General features: G+C 66.6%; 19 protein-coding genes. 14 read left to right on the top strand and 5 right to left on the bottom strand.

Annotation, left to right across the window (positions count from 1 at the left end):
• Positions 1-159 precede the first annotated feature (159 nt).
• Genes AAFG13_RS33085 through lpxK form a run of 4 tightly spaced genes read left to right on the top strand, consistent with a single transcriptional unit; the run spans position 160 to position 3,430 of the window.
• A complete protein-coding gene (locus AAFG13_RS33085) occupies positions 160-408 on the top strand; it encodes a DUF4170 domain-containing protein (RefSeq protein ID WP_050628541.1) in 249 nt (82 codons plus the stop codon).
• Positions 405-1,118: a lysophospholipid acyltransferase family protein gene (locus AAFG13_RS33090; protein ID WP_342709394.1), complete on the top strand. Its 714-nt coding sequence runs from the start codon at positions 405-407 to the stop codon at positions 1,116-1,118. Before AAFG13_RS33085 ends, AAFG13_RS33090 begins: the two co-directional genes overlap by 4 nt.
• Positions 1,081-2,415: a 3-deoxy-D-manno-octulosonic acid transferase gene (locus tag AAFG13_RS33095; protein WP_342709395.1), complete on the top strand. Its 1,335-nt coding sequence runs from the start codon at positions 1,081-1,083 to the stop codon at positions 2,413-2,415. The genes AAFG13_RS33090 and AAFG13_RS33095 overlap by 38 nt, the downstream gene beginning before the upstream one ends.
• On the top strand, positions 2,408-3,430 hold the full coding sequence (gene lpxK / locus AAFG13_RS33100) for a tetraacyldisaccharide 4'-kinase (RefSeq protein WP_342709396.1): 1,023 nt from the start codon (positions 2,408-2,410) through the stop codon (positions 3,428-3,430). Before AAFG13_RS33095 ends, lpxK begins: the two co-directional genes overlap by 8 nt.
• 14 nt (positions 3,431-3,444) lie before the next feature.
• Here the strand turns inward: lpxK and AAFG13_RS33105 are convergent, their stop codons facing one another.
• Positions 3,445-3,672, bottom strand: a complete 228-nt coding sequence (locus AAFG13_RS33105; RefSeq protein ID WP_029079217.1) for a DUF2093 domain-containing protein — start codon at positions 3,670-3,672, stop codon at positions 3,445-3,447.
• Positions 3,673-3,858: 186 nt separating this feature from the next.
• On the opposite strand from AAFG13_RS33105, the gene AAFG13_RS33110 reads away from it, so the two are divergent.
• Positions 3,859-4,692 (top strand): dienelactone hydrolase family protein, encoded by an 834-nt coding sequence (locus AAFG13_RS33110; RefSeq protein WP_342709397.1) that lies wholly within the window; start codon positions 3,859-3,861, stop codon positions 4,690-4,692.
• On the opposite strand, the gene xseA is transcribed toward AAFG13_RS33110, so the two are convergent.
• A complete protein-coding gene (xseA, locus tag AAFG13_RS33115; protein ID WP_212313525.1) occupies positions 4,689-6,308 on the bottom strand; it encodes an exodeoxyribonuclease VII large subunit in 1,620 nt (539 codons plus the stop codon). The two genes, AAFG13_RS33110 and xseA, sit on opposite strands and share 4 nt — an antisense overlap.
• 149 nt (positions 6,309-6,457) lie before the next feature.
• On the opposite strand from xseA, the gene AAFG13_RS33120 reads away from it, so the two are divergent.
• The 4 genes from AAFG13_RS33120 to purD all read left to right on the top strand — a co-directional run bounded on the left by AAFG13_RS33120 (position 6,458) and on the right by purD (position 9,232).
• Entirely contained in the window at positions 6,458-7,000 is a 543-nt protein-coding gene (locus tag AAFG13_RS33120) for a DUF2306 domain-containing protein (protein WP_212313522.1), read from the top strand.
• Complete coding sequence (locus AAFG13_RS33125) at positions 6,997-7,548, top strand: hypothetical protein (RefSeq protein WP_342709398.1); 552 nt, start codon at positions 6,997-6,999, stop codon at positions 7,546-7,548. The genes AAFG13_RS33120 and AAFG13_RS33125 overlap by 4 nt, the downstream gene beginning before the upstream one ends.
• A 3-nt stretch (positions 7,549-7,551) precedes the next feature.
• Positions 7,552-7,851, top strand: a complete 300-nt coding sequence (locus tag AAFG13_RS33130) for a transcriptional regulator (RefSeq protein WP_021077293.1) — start codon at positions 7,552-7,554, stop codon at positions 7,849-7,851.
• 97 nt (positions 7,852-7,948) lie between these two features.
• Entirely contained in the window at positions 7,949-9,232 is a 1,284-nt protein-coding gene (purD, locus tag AAFG13_RS33135; RefSeq protein WP_342709399.1) for a phosphoribosylamine--glycine ligase, read from the top strand.
• A 134-nt stretch (positions 9,233-9,366) separates the two neighbouring features.
• On the opposite strand, the gene AAFG13_RS33140 is transcribed toward purD, so the two are convergent.
• The gene (locus AAFG13_RS33140; protein ID WP_076864913.1) at positions 9,367-10,599 is read right to left on the bottom strand and encodes an acyl-CoA dehydrogenase family protein; all 1,233 of its coding nucleotides are present in this window, start codon (positions 10,597-10,599) and stop codon (positions 9,367-9,369) included.
• Between the two features lie 120 nt (positions 10,600-10,719).
• Between AAFG13_RS33140 and AAFG13_RS33145 the strand changes: the two genes are divergently transcribed.
• Complete coding sequence (locus tag AAFG13_RS33145; protein ID WP_342709400.1) at positions 10,720-11,625, top strand: alpha/beta hydrolase; 906 nt, start codon at positions 10,720-10,722, stop codon at positions 11,623-11,625.
• A 104-nt stretch (positions 11,626-11,729) separates the two neighbouring features.
• Positions 11,730-12,554 (top strand): IS5 family transposase, encoded by an 825-nt coding sequence (locus tag AAFG13_RS33150; RefSeq protein WP_342708452.1) that lies wholly within the window; start codon positions 11,730-11,732, stop codon positions 12,552-12,554.
• Between the two features lie 240 nt (positions 12,555-12,794).
• Here AAFG13_RS33150 and AAFG13_RS33155 read toward each other — a convergent pair whose 3' ends face one another.
• Entirely contained in the window at positions 12,795-13,241 is a 447-nt protein-coding gene (locus AAFG13_RS33155; protein WP_224943568.1) for a nucleoside deaminase, read from the bottom strand.
• A gap of 141 nt (positions 13,242-13,382) precedes the next feature.
• Here AAFG13_RS33155 and AAFG13_RS33160 point away from each other — a divergent pair, with 141 nt between their 5' ends.
• The 3 genes from AAFG13_RS33160 (at position 13,383) to AAFG13_RS33170 (ending at position 16,841) form a co-directional block, all read left to right on the top strand.
• Positions 13,383-15,566: a pseudouridine synthase gene (locus tag AAFG13_RS33160; RefSeq protein WP_342709401.1), complete on the top strand. Its 2,184-nt coding sequence runs from the start codon at positions 13,383-13,385 to the stop codon at positions 15,564-15,566.
• Positions 15,567-15,572: 6 nt separating this feature from the next.
• Positions 15,573-16,130 (top strand): 16S rRNA (guanine(966)-N(2))-methyltransferase RsmD, encoded by a 558-nt coding sequence (rsmD, locus tag AAFG13_RS33165; RefSeq protein ID WP_229172295.1) that lies wholly within the window; start codon positions 15,573-15,575, stop codon positions 16,128-16,130.
• A gap of 93 nt (positions 16,131-16,223) precedes the next feature.
• On the top strand, positions 16,224-16,841 hold the full coding sequence (locus AAFG13_RS33170; RefSeq protein WP_212313499.1) for a hypothetical protein: 618 nt from the start codon (positions 16,224-16,226) through the stop codon (positions 16,839-16,841).
• Positions 16,842-17,040: 199 nt separating this feature from the next.
• Here the strand turns inward: AAFG13_RS33170 and mutL are convergent, their stop codons facing one another.
• Positions 17,041-18,858, bottom strand: coding sequence for a DNA mismatch repair endonuclease MutL (gene mutL, locus AAFG13_RS33175; RefSeq protein WP_342709402.1), 1,818 nt, complete (start codon positions 18,856-18,858; stop codon positions 17,041-17,043).
• Positions 18,859-19,058: the final 200 nt, after the last annotated feature.

Raw genomic sequence — 19,058 nt, forward strand, 5'->3', positions numbered from 1 at the left:
CGCACCGCGTTTCCGATTGTGACGACCAGACTTGTTACGACAAACCTGTGACGATCAGACTTGTAACGATCAGACTTGTAACGACCAGACTCGTGACGACCAGACCTGTGACGACCACGACTTCATTTGCTTGCCGGGCATCTCGTTAGGAAAACCATCATGTCAGACAATGCCCAGCCACAGCTGCTCCACCTCGTGATCGGCGGCGAGTTGACCGATCTCGAGCACAACACCTTCAAGAATCTGGACGAAGTCGAGATCGTCGGCGTCTACCCGAACTATGCGACCGCCTATGCGGCCTGGAAGGCGAAGGCGCAAGCGACCGTGGACAACGCCCAGATGCGCTATTTCGTCGTCCATCTCCACCGGTTGCTCGATCCTGAGCAGGACACGAAGCACTCCCATTGAAACGACTTCTTCGCGATCTGCTGCGCAGCGGCTTCGTGCAGCGCGCGCTGGGTGTGCTTGCGGCCGAGTACCTGCGGCTGGTGTGGTACACCAACCGCTTCATCTATCAGCCGCATGACGTATACGGGATCGTCGAGCCCTTGATGCCGGCGATCTTCGTGTTCTGGCACGGCCAGCACTTCATGACGCCGTTCATCAAGACCAAGGACAGCTACCGCGCCAAGGTCCTGATCTCCCGCCACCGCGACGGCGAGTTCAACGCGCTGGCGGTCGAGCGGCTCGGCATCGGCACGATCAGGGGTTCCGGCGACCATTCCGGCGCGTTCCATCGCAAGGGCGGCGTCGGCGCCTTCCTGGAGATGGTTCGGACGCTGGAAGACGGCTGCAACATGGCTACGACGGCCGACGTGCCGAAGCGGGCGCGGGTGGCGGGTCTCGGGGCCATCATGCTGGCGCGGGAAACCGGCCGGCCGATCATCCCCTTTGCGATGGTCACCAGCCGATTCATCCGGTTGAAAAACTGGGATTCCACGACCATCAATTTGCCATTCGGGCGCGGCGCAGTGGTAGGTATTGAGCCGGTCTATGTGCCGCCCGATGCCGATGCCGCGACGATGGAAAGGCTTCGGCAGCACGTGGAGAATCTTCTCAACGAAGCGACCCGGCGCGCCTATGCAGCCGTCGGGCGGCCGGAGGCAACGCTTGGCTAGCTCGCTACCGATGACGTTGCGCATCTACCGCAAGCTGTCGTCCGCGATAGTGCCGCTCGCGCCTGCGCTGATCAAGCGGCGGCTCAAGTTCGGCAAGGAAGATCCCGAACGCGTCGGCGAGCGGCGCGGCGTCAGCGCCGATACCAGGCCGCAGGGACCGCTGGTGTGGATCCACGGCGCGAGCGTCGGCGAGGTGCTGGCGGCGGTCGGGCTGATCGAGCGGCTGCGCGCGCTCAATCTGCGCATCCTGCTCACGTCAGGGACGGTGACCTCGGCCGCGATCGTGGCCAAGCGCTTTCCACCCGACGTGATCCATCAATACGTGCCGTATGACTCGCCGCGCTATGTCGCGCGCTTCCTCGATCATTGGCGTCCGTCGCTGGCGCTGTTCATCGAATCCGATCTGTGGCCGAACCTGATCCTGTCGAGCGCCGCGCGGCGGCTGCCGATGGTGCTGATCAACGGGCGGATGTCGCAGCGCTCGTTTCCGCGCTGGCGCCGGGTCTCCAACACCATCGGGGCGCTGCTCGGACGGTTCGACATCTGCCTCGCGCAGTCGAAGACCGACGCCGAACGTTTTGCCGCGCTCGGCAGCCCCAACGTCATGGTCACCGGCAACCTCAAGCTCGACGTCGCGGCGCCGCCGGCCGATCCAGCCAAGCTGGAGCGGCTGATGTCGGTGACGCGCGGCCGCGCGATCGTGGTTGCCGCGTCCACCCATCCCGGCGAGGAAGAGCTCCTGATCGAGGCGCACAAATCGCTCGCCGGCTTCTTCCCCGGGCTGCTCACGGTGATCGTGCCGCGGCATGCCGCGCGCGGCGAGGCAGTGGCGCGGCTGGTGACGGAAGCAGGCCTGCGCCCCGGGCTGCGCTCGCATGAGGATCTGCCGGTCGCGACCACCGATATTTATGTCGCCGATACGATGGGCGAGCTCGGCCTGTTCTACCGGCTGGCGCCGATCGTGTTCATGGGCGGCTCGCTGGTCGCGCATGGCGGCCAGAACCCGATCGAGGCGATCAAGCTCGGCGCTGCGATCGTGCACGGCCCCCACGTCTTCAATTTCACCGAAGTCTATGACACGCTCGATCGTGCCGGCGGCGCGCGGCGCGCCGACGATCTGGAAGCGCTGGTCAAGCAGCTCGGCCAGTTCCTCGCCGACCCCGCGGCACGCGATACGTCGCTTGCGGCCTCCGAGCGCGTCGTCGAACAGCTCGGCGGTGCGCTGGAGCGCACGGTGACCGCTCTCGAGCCCTATCTGTTGCAGCTGCAGCTCGAGATGGGAGCCGCCAATGCGTGAGCCGGCCTTCTGGCACCGGCCATCGTCTTGGACATCGCAATTGTTGAGACCGCTTGCCGCGCTGTACGGTGCGGTGGCCGCGCGGCGGATGCAGGGCTCCGGCGTCGATGCCGGCATTCCCGTGATCTGCGTCGGCAACTACCACGTCGGCGGCGCCGGCAAGACGCCGACCGTGCTGGCGCTGGCAAAGCTGCTACGTCAGCTCGAGGAGCGGCCGGTGGTGCTCAGCCGCGGCTATGGCGGCAGGCTTGCCGGGCCGGTCAAGGTCGATCGTGACCACCACACGGCGGCCGATATCGGCGACGAGCCGCTGATGATGGCGGCGACCTTGCCGGTCGTGGTCTCGCGCGACCGTGCCGCTGGCCTGGCGCTGGCGCGCGCGCAGGACGCAAGCGTGATCCTGATGGATGACGGCTTCCAGAATCCGAGCGTGATCAAGGACACCTGCCTGATCGTGATCGACGGCACGCGTGGCGTCGGCAATGGCCGCGTCATTCCGGCCGGACCGTTACGCGCGCCGCTGTTGCCGCAGCTGGAACGCACCGACGCGCTGATCGTGGTCGGCGAGGGGGGTGCAGCGAAAACGATTGCGGCCGATCTCGCGTCCCGTGGCAAGCCGGTATTGTCGGCGCATCTGAAGCCGGATGAGGCCTCGTTGAGTGCGTTGCGCGGTCAGCGCGTACTCGCCTTCGCCGGCATCGGCGATCCCGCGCGCTTCTTCAACACGCTGCGCGCCAGTGGCGTCGACGTCGTGCGCAACACGGCCTTCGCCGATCATCATGCCTTCACCAAGGACGAGATCGCGCAGCTCGTTGCCGATGCGAGAGCTGACGCCTTGACGCTGGTGACGACGGAAAAGGATCTGGCGCGGTTGCGCGGACCGGCCGGGATGCCGGCCTGGGCACAGGCGATCGTGCCGTTCGCGGTGACGCTGCAATTCGAGGATGCTGCCGCGCTGCGGCGCCTGGTGAGCGATCAGCTGTTCAAGGCACGGAACAGGAGGCTGCGCGCGTGAGCCCCGTCTTGAGCTTAAGCCTGCGACTTGAGCACGCCGGGATGGTGGCGCTGCAGCACGGCGGTCGGGGTGGCGTAGGCTTCCTGCAGGTCGACGCTCCAGTACTTCAGCTCGTCGAGCGGAATCCGGACGTCGGTGATGGCACAACGCACAAAGGTGCCAGGCGAGATCACGCGGAAATCGCCGTCGAGATATTGCACTTGCGCTTCGCCATGGCCCGAGGGACCGAACTTGTTCAGCACGTTTGAGCTCTCCGCCTTGCCTCCGATGAGGCAGCCCTAATGTTCATGAAGCCGTCTATCACAGATAGGGGGTCATGTCCGCCCGTTAAACCACCGACTTGTGATGATTTGGCGGCAGACGTGCATGGTAGCGTTGCAGCTGTGGTCCGCTGTGTTGGCAGCGCCATAACGAGCCGGCCGGATCGGATGCGCTTCACGTCAGTTTTCATGTGCCTCGCGATGCTTGCCGTGCCGGCCGCGGCCGCGGCGCCGCTTCCGGCGCCGCATCAGGTCGAAATTCCCGAAGGCAATATCACGCTGCACGCGCAGCTCTACCGGCCCGACGGCGATGGCCCGTTCCCGACGGTCATCGCGCTGCACGCCTGCGGCGGTCTCGCCGGCCGTTCCGAGGCGGTGCTGCCGCGCTATCGCGACTGGGCCGAGCAACTGCTCACATCAGGCCATGCGGTGCTGCTGCCGGACAGCTACGGCTCGCGCGAGCTCGGGCCGCAGTGCCGCATAAGGGAGCATCAGGTCCAGACCCGCCGTGCGCGGGTCGCCGATATCAACGCCGCGCGGCAGTGGCTGGTGCAGCAGAAATGGGTTGCGAAGAGCCGCATCAGCCTGATCGGCTGGGGCAATGGCGCGGCCGCCTTGCTGTGGGCGGTGCGGCCGCAGATGTGGTCGCGCAACGTCGAGCCGGACTTCCGCTCGGCGGTCGCGTTCTATCCGGATTGCCGCACCTCGTCAGGCCTTGGCTGGAGCGCGCGGGTGCCGACGCTGGTCCTGATCGGCGCGCGCGACGATGTGACGTCATCGTCGGCCTGCCACCAGATGGTCGACGGCGCGCGCGGCCGCAGCGCGCTGGCGCGGATCGTGGTCTATCCCGAGGCCTATCACGATTTCGACCGCGCCAACCTGCCGCTGCACGCGGTCGCGGCCTCGTCCGATGTCGACATCACGGAGCCCGGTCACATCGGCACCGATGCGAGCGCACGCAAGGACGCGCAAAAGCAAGTCGCCGAGTGGCTGGCGCGCTAGAACAGGCTGCCCTGATCGACCGGCTTGGTGACGCGCTTCGGCGCCGCCGGCTTCGCCTCACGCGGCTTCGGCGGGCTCTCCGGCGTCGCCGTCGCCGCGGGCTGATCGGCATTCGTCGTGGCCGCGACGCGGCCGTCGGCGAACTCGATCGACAAATTGGCGTTCGGGCCGACCGCCGCGGCTGAATGCAGTGCGTGTCCCTGCGCGTCGCGCACCAGTGCAAAGCCGCGCGCCAGCACGCCGCGATAGGACAGCGCCGACAGCAACTGGCTGCGATGGGCGACCCGCGCCTCGAGCCGCTGCAGCGTCGTCAGCAGCGCGCGGCGGGCACGCTCGGCGAGGCGGTGGGTGCGCTCGAGATCGCGCGCGATCGCGTTGCGCTGGGCCTTGGCGTTGGCGAGCTTCGAGGCCTTGAGCCGGATCTCGAGCCCGCTGAAGCGTTCGCGCCGGCGATGCAGCAGCGAGCGCGCCGACAGCGTGATGCGTTCGCCCGAGACGGTCAGCCGCTGCCTTGCATGCGCGACCTGGCCGCGCAGCACACCGATGGTGAGGCGCGAGCTCGACGCGGCAAAGCGGCGGAAATGCGCGTGCGTATTGGCCTTCAGTCCGCGCGGCAGCCCGGCTGCGAGATGATCGAGCCGCTGCCGCGGGATCGCCAGCAGTTCGTTCGCCGCCGGCAGCGCGCGCGTCGCGGCACGCAGTTCGTTGCGGCGGGCCTCCTGGCCGCGCTGCCAGCACACCATGGTGCGGCGGGCGAGCGCTGCGACCTCGACGAACAGTTCGCTGCGCACCGGCACCGCCATCTCGGCGGCCGCGGTCGGCGTCGGCGCGCGCTTGTCGGCGACGAAGTCGATCAGCGTGATGTCGGTCTCGTGGCCCACCGCCGAGATCAGCGGGATATGGCTCTCGGCCGCAGCGCGGACCACGATCTCCTCGTTGAACGACCACAGGTCCTCCAGCGAGCCGCCGCCGCGCGCGACGATCAAGAGATCGGGCCGCGGGATCCTGCCGCCCTCCGGCAGCGCGTTGAAGCCGCGGATCGCGGCCGCGACCTGCTCGGCCGAGCCGTCGCCCTGCACCTTGACCGGCCAGACCAGCACCCGGCGGGGGAAGCGGTCCTCCAGCCGATGCAGGATGTCGCGGATCACGGCGCCGGTCGGCGAGGTGACGACGCCGATCACCTCGGGCAGCCAAGGCAAGAGCTGCTTGCGGGCCTCGTCGAACAGGCCCTCGGCCGCGAGCTTCTTCTTGCGCTCCTCCATCAGCGCCATCAGCGCGCCGACGCCGGCCGGCTCCAGCGAGTCGATGACGATCTGGTACTTCGAGGAGTTCGGATAGGTGGTCAGCTTGCCGGTGGCGATGACCTCGAGGCCCTCCTGGGGCTTGAAGCGCATCCGGGCGTGGGCGAACTTCCAGATCACCGCCTCGATCTTGGCGCTCTCGTCCTTCAGGGCGAAATAGCAGTGGCCGGAGGAGTGCGGGCCGCGGAAGCCGGAGATCTCGCCGCGGACGCGGACATGGCCGAAGCGGTCCTCCACCGTCCGCTTCAGCGCGGAGGAGAGTTCCGAGACGGTGAATTCAGGCGCGTTGACGAGATTTGGCGCGGCAGCAGTCATTTGCAGGTGATTCGGCTGTTTGTGAGCTTCAGCGCAACGTAGGGACTTTTGCCCGCCATCGCCAATGCGCGGGCTTGTTTGTCCATATACTCTGTAGTACAGAGTTCTCTGTATTGAGGGTGATGGTGACCTGGCTGGAGGGCTGACCGATGATCCCGCAGTTGACGTTGGCAGGTTTCGTCCATTCCGCGGCAGGCGCTGTTCATGCCGTCGTGGCGGTGCTGTGCATCGGTGTCGGGCTGATCCAGTTCCTGCGTCCAAAGCGCGGCGCGGGCCACCGGGCGCGTGGCTATTTCTACGTCTACGCCATGCTGGTCGCCGACGGGACCGCGATGCTGGTCTATCGGTTCACCGGCACTCTCAACCTGTTCCATGTCGGCGCGATCGTGAACTTCGCCTGCATCGTGGCCGCGATTGTTCCGCTGCTGCGTAGCCCGCGCCCGGCGAACTGGCGACTGAAGCACTACTACTTCATCTCCTGGTCCTACGTGTCGCTGACGTCAGCGGCGGCAACGGAAATCATGGCGCGTCTGCTGCCGCTGACGACGCGCGGGCAGGTCGGGCTGGTGGCATTGGTGCTGTCGATCATGACCATGACGGTCGCCTACGTCCTGATCGCCAAATATCGTCCGCCGGCGGAGGCGCCACCGGTGTCCGCCAAGCTCGCGGAGCAGAGTGGGGTGCCGTCATGATCGACAGCCAGCAGGCCAGCGCGGCGCTGAACGACATCAACCACGTCGTGCAGCGCGTCCGCCAATCGCAGATCTATCAGACGGCCAGCCTCATCATCATCATGTGGGGCGTGTTGGTGTTCCTGGGCTACATCGCCAACTACACATGGCCGCCTCAGGGCTACGCGATCTGGGCCGTCGTCGATCTCATCGGGATCGCAGGCTCGATCGGGATTGCTGCGTTCAGCGGTGTCGGTCCGGGGGCGGGCGCCTTCGCCATCCGATTGCTGATGGCGTTCCTGCTGTTCATCGCATTCGGCATTTTCTGCTCGGTCGTGCTGGGCCATTTTGGACCGCGCCAGATGCTGGTGTTCTGGCCGCTCTTCACGATGCTGTTCTACGCGCTCGCCGGCTTGTGGTTCGGCTATGCCTTCATCGTGATCGCGCTCGGCACCAGTGCCCTGATCGCGATCGGCTATTTCCACGCCGGCCCGGCACTGCTGCTGTGGATGGCGGTCGTGCATGGCGGCGCGCTGGTGCTCGGCGGCCTCTGGATGCGCCGGATCTGATCGATGGCGGAGCTCGACGAGATCATCCACCAGCCGTTGCGGCTGCGGATCATGGCGGCGCTCAATGCGCTGCCGGTTTCGACCGGGCTCGAATTCGCCCGGCTGAAGAAGCTGACGGGCGCCACCGACGGCAATCTCGGCGCCCATATCGAGACGCTGGCGCGGGCCGGCTATGTGGCGGTCGACAAGGCCTTCGTCGGCAAGAAGCCGCAGACCACCGTGACCGCGACCGCGGCCGGCCGCGGCGCCTTCGCCCGCCATGTCGCGACCTTGCAGGAGATCATCGCCGGCAAGCAGCCGTGAGCCGGAATGACGGGGGAATCGGCCCCGTCGCCCCTTGCAGGCCGGCCGGGATTCGTGCGACCGACACAGCTCTTGCACCCTTTTGGGCCTGTGTCTGATGAACATCCTCCTGCTCGGTTCCGGCGGCCGCGAACATGCGCTGGCGTGGAAGATCGCCGCATCTCCGCTGGTGACGAAACTCTGGTGCGCGCCGGGCAATGCCGGGATCGCGCGCGAGGCCGAGTGCGTTGCGCTCAATGTGGCCGACCATGCCGCGGTGATCGAATTCTGCCGGCGCAGCGCGGTCGATCTGGTGGTGGTCGGGCCGGAGACGCCGCTCGCAGCCGGCATCGTCGATGATCTCGCCGCCGTCGGCATCAAGGCGTTCGGGCCGAGCAAGCAGGCTGCGCAGCTCGAGGGCTCCAAGGGCTTTACGAAGGACCTCTGCAGCGAGTTCAACATTCCGACCGGTGCCTATCGCCGCTTCGACAATGCGAAGGACGCGGTGGCCTATGTCCGCGCCCAGGGCGCCCCGATCGTGGTCAAGGCCGATGGGCTCGCTGCCGGCAAGGGCGTCGTGGTGGCGCAGACCTTGCTCGAGGCGGAAGCCGCTGTTGCGATGATGTTCGAGGGCGCATTCGGCTCGGCCGGCGCCGAGGTCGTGATCGAGGAGTTCTTGTCGGGCCGCGAGATCAGCTTCTTCGCGCTGTGCGATGGCGAGACCGCTATTCCGCTGGCGTCCGCGCAGGACCACAAGCGGGTGTTCGATCACGACAAGGGGCCGAACACCGGCGGCATGGGCGCCTATTCGCCGACGCCGTTCGTGACGCCTGAGGTGCACGACCAGATCATGGCGCGGATCATCCTGCCGACGGTCGCCGGGATGAAGCGCCGCGGCACGCCGTTCAAGGGCGTGCTCTATGCCGGCGTGATGCTGACCGCGCAGGGCCCAAAGCTGTTCGAATACAACGTCCGTTTCGGCGATCCCGAGTGCCAGGTGCTGATGCTGCGGATGATGTCGGACATCGTGCCGGCGTTTCTCGCCTCCATCGATGGGCAGTTGAAGAATTTCGATCTGCGCTGGTACCCGGACCTGGCGCTGACGGTGGTGATGGCGGCCAAGGGCTATCCCGGCGACTACATCAAGGGCACGCGGATCGACGGCTTCGATGACGCCGCCAAGGTCGAGGGCGTCGAGATCTTCCACGCCGGCACGGTGGCGAAGGATGGCGCCATCCTCGCCAATGGCGGCCGTGTGCTGAACGTCTGCGCGATGGGCAAGACGGTCACCGAAGCGCGCGACCGCGCCTATCAGGCCGTCGATCGCATCAAATGGCCCGAGGGATTCTGCCGCCGCGACATCGCCTGGCAGGCGGTGGAGGCGGAAAAGCCGACGGGCTAGCGCGCGCCGCACTTTTCGCTCGTCATGCGCGGGCTTGACCCGCGCATCCATCGCCTTCGAGAAAGTCTCTTCGTGAGATGGATTGCCGGGTCAAGCCCGGCAATGACGATGGGTGTGTGGGACGCTGCTGCCGACTACAGCAAATCCCCACCCGCCGCGCTCGCGGTGGTGCCGTGCTCGCGGAACGCCTTGATGACGTTCTTGCCAATCTTCCACTTGTGCACCTCGTCGGGGCCGTCGACCAGCCGCTGCGAACGCACCTGGGTGTACCATTTCGCCAGCGGCGTATCCTGGCTGAAGCCGAGCGCGCCGTGGAGCTGGATCGCGGTGTCGATCACCTTGTGCACCATGTGGGCGTGGAAGATCTTGGCGATCGAGTTCTCCTGGCGAATATCGAGGCCCTTCTCCGCCTTGTAGGCGATGTGCAGCAGCATCAGCCGGCCGATATAGAGCTCGCTCGCGCAGTCGGCGAGCATGAACTGAACCGCTTGGCGGTCGGCCAGCAGCTGGCCGAAGGTCGAGCGCTTGGTGACGTGGGCGGCCGCCATGTCGAGCGCGCGCTGCGCCTTGGCGACGTTGTGCATGCCGTGGCGCAGCCGGCCGTAGGCGAGGCGGTGCTGGCCCATGTTGAAGCCATTGCCCTCGCCGCCGAGCAGATTGTCGGCGGGCACCTTCAGATCCTTGATCTCGATCTCGGAGTGGCCGCCATGGATCACGTCGTCATGCGGGCCCTCGATCGCCATGTTGGCGACGTTGCGCTTGATGCGGTAGCCCGGGTTGGGCAGCTCCACGATGAAGGTCGAGTATTGCTTGTGGCGTGGTGCGTTCGGATCGGTCTTCGCCATCACAAGCGCCATGTCGGCGACGCTCGCCGACGAGGAGAACCATTTCTCGCCGTTGAGGATGTAGTTCTCGTTGCCGTCCTTGACCGCCGTGGTCTGCATGCCGGTGGCGTCGGCGCCGGCAGCCTTCTCGGTCATCGAGAAGCAGATCCGCTTCTCGCCGTTCAGGAGGGGCTTGAGGAATTTCTCCTTCTGGTACTCGGTGCCGTGCGCCAGGATCGTCATCATCGAGGCGTCGTCCGGCCCCTGCGTGTTCATCGAGAGCGCGCCGAGCATGCTCTCGCCGAGCTCCATCTGCACCAGCGCGTTGGCGAGCGGGCCGAGGCCCATACCGCCATACTCCTTCGGCACGAAGGGGCACCACAGGCCCTGTGCGCGGGCTTTCTTGCGCAGCGGTCCCAGCACCTCGGCAAGCGGCTTGGTGTCGAGTTCCTTTTCCGCCGGAATGCACTCGTCGTGCACGAATTTGCGGACCTTCTCGCGGATCGCCTTGGCTTCAGCGGGAATCTCGAAATCGATCGACATGGCACTTCCTCATTTCGTGTTGTTGTTGCTTGGGCTTGAGAATGGCATAAACCTCACTTGGACCAGCGGCAACGCCGAACAAAGTTTGAAGCACGGCGCACGCGACCGGGGGAGCCACCGATGCCTGATCTCGCTGATCTTTTTCCCGGCTATGAATCGAAATGGATCAACACCGCGCAGGGCCGCATCTTCGCCCGCGTCGGCGGCAAGGGCCCGCCGCTGCTGTTGCTGCACGGGTTTTCCTCAACGCATGTGATGTGGCACACGGTCGCGCCGAAGCTTGATGACAAGTTCACGCTGATCATCGCCGATCTGCCGGGCTACGGCTGGTCCGACATGCCTGATAGCGACAAGGACCATACGCCCTACACCAAGCGGGCCTGGGCCAAGACCATGGTCGAGGCGATGGAGCAGCTCGGCCATGTGCATTTCGCACTCGCCGGCCACGACCGCGGCGGCCGCGTCTCATACCGGCTCGCGCTCGATCATCCCGGCCGGCTGTCGAAGCTCGCGGTGCTCGATATCGCGCCGAACTATGATTACTGGCAGAAGCTCAATCGCCTCTCGGCGCTGAAGATCTACCACTGGGCGTTCCTGGCCCAGCCCTATCCGCTGCCGGAGACGCTGATCACGAGCAATGGCGAATTCTTCCTCAAGGAGAAGATGGCGAGCCAGACCAGGACCAAGACGCTGGACGCCATCGATCCGCGTGCGCTCGCGCATTACCTTGCGCCGTTCCGCGATCCCGCCCGCATCCACGCGATGTGCGAGGATTATCGCGCTGGCGCCTATGCCGACTTTGAGATCGACAAGGCCGACGTCGACGCCGGCAACAAGATCACGATCCCGATGCTGGCGTTGTGGGGCGATGCCGGGGTTGCCAGCGCCGCAACGACGCCGCTCGACACGTGGAAGAACTGGGCGACCAATGTCGTCGGCGCGCCGGTGGCGTCGGGGCATTTCCTGCCCGAGGAAAATCCGGACGCGACGGCGAAGCTGCTGCGGGGGTTTTTCCTGGCGGAGTGACTCCGCTCTCGCACCGTCATCCTGAGAGCCTGACCGAAAAAGCAGTGAGTGATTTCAGTCGGCTGTGATTCCTTCGGATTTGCGAAGATTCGAGGGAGTGCACCATGCCATGGACCAAAATCACTCGTGCTCAGTATCTGCGGAACGGACTGCGCTATGCAAGCGACATGACCGACGCGGAGTGGCGTCTGATAGCCAGGAAGTTGCCAGGTCGGCGTCGATTGGGCCGACCGCGGAAGGTTGATCTGCGCAAGGTGGTCGAGGCGATTTTGTTCATTCTGTCCACCGGCTGCCAATGGCGCGCTCTGCCGCGGGAGTTCCCGCCGTACTCGACGGTGCAAGGTTATTTCTATACTTGGCGCGATACTCGCCGATGGCACAGGATCGTGAAGGCTCTGGTCCGACAGGCACGGCGCAAACTCGGCCGCAAGCCGACACCGACGGCGGCCGTCATCGACAGTCAGAGCGCTTCGACGACACAAGCCGGCGGCCCGCGCGGCTTCGATCCGGGCAAACGTGTTAACGGACGTAAGCGGCACATCGTCACCGATACCAACGGTCTCTTGCTGGCCGTCCACGTTCACCCAGCCAATGTTCAGGACGTGCATGGTGCAGTCCCCTTACTGGAGCGCGTGCGAGAGCGCTTTCCGAAGCTGCGTCATGTCTTTGCTGACCGGGTTTATCGCGGAAAGCAGCTTGTTGGCGCGCTCTCCCATTGCGGGCCATGGACCATTGAGATCGTTCAGCGGCCGCCTGGGGTCAAAGGCTTCCAGCTCTTACCACGACGCTGGGTCGTCGAGCGCACCTTCGCGTGGTTCGGCAGGTGTCGCCGCCTCTCCAGAGATTTCGAGGGCTCCGCCTCAACTGAGGTCGCCTGGCTCCTCGTAGCCCATCTCAGGCTCTTGACCAGACGCCTCGCTATGCCCTGAAAATACTCAGCTCATTTGGAGTCAGACTCTGAGGCGCGAGCCTCTTCGGCGAGCCTCGAAGGATGAATCGGCCCGGCCGGTGGCCGTCGATCCTTCGAGGCTCGCTCTGCTCGCGCCTCAGGATGACGGGATCAACAGCGGAGAACTTAGTAGCCCGGATGAAGCGAAGCGAAATCCGGGATGGTCTCCGCGGAGAAAGCTCCCCGGATTGCGCTGCGCTTCATCCGGGCTACGGAAGCGTCAGCGCCGCTCCCTGAAGAACTCGCGCAGGAGGCGCGCGGACTCGGTCTCGCCGACTGCGCCGTAGACCTCCGGCACGTGGTGGCAGGTCGGCTGTGCGAAGAACCGCACGCCTGACTCGACCGCGCCGCCCTTGGGGTCGGCGGCGCCGTAATACAGCCGGCGGATACGGGCCAAGGAGATCGCGCCGGCGCACATGGTGCAGGGCTCCAGCGTCACGTAGAGGTCGCAATCGACCAGCCGCTCGGTGCCGATGGCCTCGGCGGCCTGCCGGATCGCCAGGACTTCCGCATGGGCGGTCGGATCGCGGTCGGTGAGGGTGCGATTGCTGGCGGTGGCGATGATCTCGTAACCCCGGACAATCACGCATCCGATCGGAACTTCGCCGGCTTTTCCGGCGTTTTCGGCCGTTTTCAGCGCCAAATCCATGAAAGAAGGGGCTGACATGCCTCGTATCATCGGAAGAAACCTGCTAGTAGCTTCGCCTTCAGCAAAAGTGGATGCCGGTTTTGCGTCAAATGCGCTGCCAACAGGGCGCGTACGCCCGGCTGCCCTTGCACCCCAATTGAACGTCCAGCGAGATTATTCATGCCCCGCGACAGCGACAAAAACAACGATTCCCGCGGCCGGCGTGATCGGCCCGGCGGTGGCCAGGGCCGCGCCGGCGACGGAAGGGGCCGCGCCGGCGACGGAAGGGGCCGCGCCGGCGGTGGCAAGGGCCGCTCCGGCGCCGCCCGTGGACCGGACAAGAAATTTGCCAAGCGCAGCTTTGGCGACAAGAAGTTTGCCGGCAAGGGCGATGGCGAGAAGCGGCCCTATCGCGGCGATCGCGAGGACCGTCCGCCGCGCCGCGAGTTCGGCGACAAGCCGAGGTTCAACCGCGATGACGCCCGTGGCGATCGGCCATTCCGCGATCGCCCGGCCCGCGACGGCGATGGCGAGAAGCGCACGTTCAAGCCGCGCGGCGACCGGCCGAGATTTGATCGCGGCGGCGATGGCGAAAAGCGTTCGTTCAAGCCGCGCGAAGATCGCGGCGGCGAAAAGCGGCCCTACACGCCCCGCGGCGACCGTCCGAACTTCAATCGCGACGATCGCCCGCCGCGGCGTGATCGCGATGATGCGCGCCCGGCGGGGCGGTCTTCTGATCGGAAGTTCGGCGACCGGAAGCCTTACGCGCCGCGCGAGCGTGACGGCGAGAAGCGGCCCTATACGCCGCGTGGCGAGCGATCGTTCGGCGACCGTCCTTCGCGCGATGGCGACCGGCCCGCGCGGAAATTCGGCGGCGACAGCAAGTTCAAGCGCGGCGGCGATCGTGATCGCGGGGGCGATCGCGGCCCGCGCAAGGACTTTGGCGACCGGCCGCCGCGCGGCGAATCCAAGCCGTGGCAGAAGCGCGAAGGCGGTTCCGATCGTCCAGAGCGTGGTTCGCGTCCGTTCCGCGACGGCCCGCGCAATTTCGACAGGCCGCGCGATGATCGCGGCGGCGGCGAGCGGCCGCGGTTCTCGCGCTCCCGCGACGATCGCGAGCAGGGCGATCGCCACGAGCGGCCGAAGTTCAGCCGGCCGCGCTGGGAGCGCGACGAGGCTGGTGGCGACAACCGCCGGCGCGAGCGCCCCGAAGGCCGCACCGACTGGCAGGAGCATCCGCGCAGCGAAGGCCGTTTCGGCGATCGGCCGCGCCGCGAGAATGAGGACGACAGCAAGGTCTTTGCCAAGCGCCCGGCCTTCGGCGGCCGCGGTGCCTATCGCGAACGTGCCTTTGATGATCGCCGCGAGCGTCCCGAGCCGAAGCCGAAGAAGGCGGGCGAGCGCATCGCCAAGGTGCTGGCGCGCGCCGGCCTCGCCTCGCGCCGCGATGCCGAGGAGATCGTCACCCAGGGCCGGGTCACCGTCAACGGACGCGTGATCAACTCGCCGGCGCTCGACATCACCGAGAACGATGTCGTGGCGGTCGACGGCAAGCCGTTGCCGCCGCGCGAGCGGACGCGGCTGTTCATGTATCACAAGCCGCGCGGGCTGATGACGACGCATGCCGATCCCGAGGGACGGCCGACCGTGTTCGACAATCTGCCCGAGGGCCTGCCGCGGCTGATCTCGATCGGCCGGCTCGATTTCAACACCGAGGGCCTGCTGCTCCTGACCAATGACGGCGGGCTGGCGCGGACGCTGGAGCATCCCGACACCGGATGGCTGCGCCGCTACCGCGTGCGTGCGCATGGCGAGGTGACGCAGGGCCAGCTCGACCAGCTCAAGGACGGCGTCGAGGTCGACGGCGTCAAATACGGGCCGATCGATGCGACGCTGGAGCGCGACCAGAGCGCCAACGTCTGGGTGGTGTTCGCGATCCGCGAGGGCAAGAACCGCGAAGTGCGCAACGTGATGGCGCATCTCGGGCTCGAGGTGAACCGGCTGATCCGGATCTCCTACGGCCCGTTCCAGCTCGGCGAGCTCGAGGAGGGCAAGGTCGAGGAGGTCAAGACGCGGGTGCTGCGCGAGCAGCTCGGCGAGAAGATCGCCAAGGTCGCAGGTGCGGACTTCACGCGGCCGGAGCAGCGCGAAGCTGACGCCGGCGACGATGCGCCCGCCAGGAAGCCGAAGCCCAGCAAGCGCGAAACGATCAACGATCGCAAGGGCCGCCGCGTGCTGGTGCAACGCACCGGCAGCGAGGAAGCGCGCGCCCGTAACGAGGACGAGGCCAACGGCTACGGCCCGCCGCGCCGTCCCAAACGCGGTTATCACGGCAAGCGTGATCTCACGCCGAAGGACGAGTAAGGGTCGATGCGCGTCGTCGGGGGCAGGCTGAAAGGCCGCAATCTCGCGTCGCCGTCGGGCCGCGACATCCGTCCGACCGCGGACCGCCTGCGCGAGTCCGTGTTCAATATCCTGATCCACGCCTACGACAATCCGATCGAGGATGCCCGTGTGCTCGATCTGTTTGCCGGCACCGGTGCGCTCGGTATCGAGGCGGTTTCGCGCGGCGCGAAGTTCACACTGTTCGTCGACAATGGCGCCGAGGCGCGGGCGCTGCTGCGCAACAATGTCGAGTCGCTCGGCCTTGGCGGGACGACCAAGGTCTATCGCCGCGATGCCACCGATCTCGGACCTGCGCATCCGGTCGAGCCGTTCTCGCTGGTGTTCCTTGATCCGCCCTACGGCAAGGGGCTCGCCGACAAGGCGCTCGCCTCGCTGCGCGACGGCGGTTGGCTGACGCCGGGCGCGCTGCTCGTCGTCGAGGAGGCGAAGGCCGCGGCGTTCGCGGCGCCCGAAGGGTTCGAGGAGCTCGAGCGGCGCGCCTATGACGACACGGAGTTCGTGTTCCTTCGCGAAAAAGTGTAGGGCGCATGGGTGTCCGCGTCATCCGCTGACTCTATGGTGGTTGCGCCTTCTCCACCCCGAGACTGATTCAACGCCGTTTGCGGAGCGCGAACCATGGCCGACACTCTTGCCGGACTGGCCGGTCAGTTGGAGACGCAGGTCAAGGCGTTGCGCGGCGGGGGTGATGACGCAGCGCTGCTCGCAGCCGCACGCGACGCCGCCGACCAGATCGAGCGCCATCGCGGCGCGCAGGATGGTGACGCGCGTGAAGCGCTCATGATGGTTCAGCGGTGGACGTTCAACGCGGCGGCCGATTGCTGGCCGGGCTGGAGTGTTTCCGACAAGCCGGTCAATCAGGACAATCTGCTCGCCGCGCGCGAACTCGCGGAGCGCTCGCTGCGCCTTGTCGAGAAGCTCGAGCTAGGGCCTCTGCGCGTGGCAACGGGCATCTGGCTGGTCGGGGCCTTTGACCTGGCGCTTGGTCGGTACGACGACGCGTCCCAGCTGTTTGGTGATGCGCGCGGACAGTATGGCGCGGCGAACGCGCCCGGTCTCGTGCTGCTGGTGGACGGCTATGCCGCGATCGTGCGGCAGGTCGGCAAGCGCGCTGCCGAAGGCGATGATCTCGATCAGGTCTGTACGCGGATCGCGGCAGGTGGCTTCAAGGATGGCGACGAATGGATCGCGCAGCTTCGGACGGCGCAGGACGTGTTCGCCCGCAAGTATTCGTAGGATGGGTAGAGCGAAGCGAAACCCATCCTGCGGCTATGGCGACACCGAGTTCGTGTTCTGTCGCGATGCGTGACATTGCCACTTGTTCTGCTGTCATCACCCGCGCATGCGGGTGATCCAGTACGCCGAGGCCTCTCGTTCGATCACAACAGCCGCGGCGTACTGGATCGCCCGGTCAAGCCGGGCGATGACAGTTGCCTCACCTCCGCCCGAACAGCTTCTCGATATCGCTCAGCTTCAATTCCACATAGGTCGGCCGGCCGTGGTTGCACTGGCCGGAGTTCGGCGTGTCTTCCATCTCGCGCAGCAGCGCGTTCATCTCTTCCGGCTTGAGGCGTCTGCCGGCGCGGACCGAGCCGTGGCAGGCCATGGTGGCGGCGACGTGCATCAGCCGGCGCTCCAGCGGCAGCGCCTCGTCCCACTCGGCCATGTGTTCTGCGAGGTCGCGGAGCAGCCCGGCCGCATTGGCCTTGCCGAGCAGCGAGGGCGTCTCGCGCACGGCAACCGCGCCGGGACCGAACGATTCGATCGCGAGCCCGAACGACGCCAGCTCCTCGGCGCGATCGAGCAGCTTCTCGACGGTCGCCTCATCGAGCTCGACGATCACCGGGATCAAGAGGATCTGCCGCTGCACACCGTTCTTCGCCAGCGAGGCCTTCAGTCTCTCATAGACGATGCGCTCATGCGCCGCGTGCTGGTCCACCACGATCAGGCCGTCGCGGGTCTGCGAGACGATATATGTCTCGTGGATCTGGGTCCGCGCGGCGCCGAGCGGCCGGTCGAGCAGATCGGGCGCGGCCGCGGCCTCGAAGCGGACATCGGCGGTCGGCGTGCCGACGTCGAAGGCGGCCTGTCCGGGCTCGGCGAAAGCGGGCGCCGCCGCGCCGTCGAATGCGCGCATCGGATTGACCGGATAGGACGGCGAAGCACGCCAGTCCCAATTGCCCGGGCGCGGTGGCGTGAAGGCGGGGCGGAACGCCTGTAACGTCGCGCCGTCGGCGGTGTTGGCGGCGGTGCGTCTGCCCTCGCGCGCCAGGCCGTCCTTCAACGCGTGCACGATCAGCGCGCGCACCAGGCCGGCGTTGCGGAAGCGCACCTCGGTCTTGGCCGGATGCACATTGGCGTCGACCTCCTGCGGGTCACAGGTGACGAACAGCGCCACGACGGGATGGCGGTCGCGCGGCAGATAGTCGGAATAGGCCGCACGCACCGCGCCGAGGATCAGCTTGTCGCGCACCGGGCGGCCGTTGACGAACAGATATTGCCCGAGCGCATTGGCGCGGGTCAGCGACGGCGCGGCGGCAAAGCCCTCGACCACGACGCCCTCGCGCTCGGCGCGCACCTCGATCGCGCTGGCGCGGAAGTCTGCGCCCAGGATATCGCCGAGCCGCGTCAGCCGGCCGGCCGCGCCGGGCAGTGCGGCGGCCCAGGTCACCGGCGCGCGCTCTTCGCCGGCCAGCGTGAAGGCGATGTCGGGCCGCGCCATGCCGAGGCGCCGCACCACCTCGCGGATCGCCTCCGCCTCGGTGCGATCGGTCTTGAGGAACTTCAGCCGCGCCGGCGTCGCGTAGAAGAGTTCGTTGACCTCGACGCGGGTGCCCTGGCCGAGCGCGGCCGGCATGACCTCCGACTTCTCACCGCCCTCGACCGACAGTGACCAGGCATGCGGTTCGCTGGCATGACGCGTGGTGATGCCGAGCTTTGCGACCGCGCCAATCGACGGCAGCGCCTCGCCGCGGAACCCGAGCGTGCGGATGCGCAAGAGGTCCTCGTCGTCGAGCTTGGAGGTGGCGTGGCGGTCGACCGCAAGCGCGAGGTCTGACCGCGTCATGCCGCCGCCGTCGTCGGTGATGCCGATCCGGCGCCGCCCGCCGCCATCGGTGAAAACGTCGATCCGGCTGGCGCCGGCGTCGATCGCGTTCTCGACCAGTTCCTTGACCACGCTCGCAGGGCGTTCGACCACTTCGCCGGCGGCGATGCGGTTGACGAGCTGTTCGGGAAGCTGGCGGACGGGCATGGATTGAACGTCGGAAAAAGCGATTCGAGGCTTGCCGTTACTATAAGTCACCGCCCCGGCAAATGCATGGGAGCGCTGGGGCCATCAGCTGCGCGTTGGGGATGATTCCGGCCTATCGCCTTGAAGACGCTCGTCTTCGGCGCCCGGCCCGTTACGCCCTACGTCGCGATTGTGGGGCCGCACACACAGGTATATCGTTT

The sequence above is a fragment of the Bradyrhizobium sp. B124 genome, from assembly GCF_038967635.1.
Taxonomy (GTDB): domain Bacteria; phylum Pseudomonadota; class Alphaproteobacteria; order Rhizobiales; family Xanthobacteraceae; genus Bradyrhizobium.

Coding starts and splice junctions, on each gene's coding strand:
- AAFG13_RS33170 (WP_212313499.1), top strand. CDS start 16,224: ATGGCCGACACTCTTGCCGGACTGGCCGGTCAGTTGGAGACGCAGGTC.
- AAFG13_RS33150 (WP_342708452.1), top strand. CDS start 11,730: ATGCCATGGACCAAAATCACTCGTGCTCAGTATCTGCGGAACGGACTG.
- AAFG13_RS33130 (WP_021077293.1), top strand. CDS start 7,552: ATGGCGGAGCTCGACGAGATCATCCACCAGCCGTTGCGGCTGCGGATC.
- AAFG13_RS33140 (WP_076864913.1), bottom strand. CDS start 10,599: ATGTCGATCGATTTCGAGATTCCCGCTGAAGCCAAGGCGATCCGCGAG.
- AAFG13_RS33145 (WP_342709400.1), top strand. CDS start 10,720: ATGCCTGATCTCGCTGATCTTTTTCCCGGCTATGAATCGAAATGGATC.
- AAFG13_RS33160 (WP_342709401.1), top strand. CDS start 13,383: ATGCCCCGCGACAGCGACAAAAACAACGATTCCCGCGGCCGGCGTGAT.
- AAFG13_RS33085 (WP_050628541.1), top strand. CDS start 160: ATGTCAGACAATGCCCAGCCACAGCTGCTCCACCTCGTGATCGGCGGC.
- AAFG13_RS33120 (WP_212313522.1), top strand. CDS start 6,458: ATGATCCCGCAGTTGACGTTGGCAGGTTTCGTCCATTCCGCGGCAGGC.
- xseA (WP_212313525.1), bottom strand. CDS start 6,308: ATGACTGCTGCCGCGCCAAATCTCGTCAACGCGCCTGAATTCACCGTC.
- AAFG13_RS33095 (WP_342709395.1), top strand. CDS start 1,081: ATGCAGCCGTCGGGCGGCCGGAGGCAACGCTTGGCTAGCTCGCTACCG.
- rsmD (WP_229172295.1), top strand. CDS start 15,573: ATGCGCGTCGTCGGGGGCAGGCTGAAAGGCCGCAATCTCGCGTCGCCG.
- AAFG13_RS33125 (WP_342709398.1), top strand. CDS start 6,997: ATGATCGACAGCCAGCAGGCCAGCGCGGCGCTGAACGACATCAACCAC.
- mutL (WP_342709402.1), bottom strand. CDS start 18,858: ATGCCCGTCCGCCAGCTTCCCGAACAGCTCGTCAACCGCATCGCCGCC.
- AAFG13_RS33155 (WP_224943568.1), bottom strand. CDS start 13,241: ATGTCAGCCCCTTCTTTCATGGATTTGGCGCTGAAAACGGCCGAAAAC.
- AAFG13_RS33110 (WP_342709397.1), top strand. CDS start 3,859: ATGCGCTTCACGTCAGTTTTCATGTGCCTCGCGATGCTTGCCGTGCCG.
- lpxK (WP_342709396.1), top strand. CDS start 2,408: ATGCGTGAGCCGGCCTTCTGGCACCGGCCATCGTCTTGGACATCGCAA.
- purD (WP_342709399.1), top strand. CDS start 7,949: ATGAACATCCTCCTGCTCGGTTCCGGCGGCCGCGAACATGCGCTGGCG.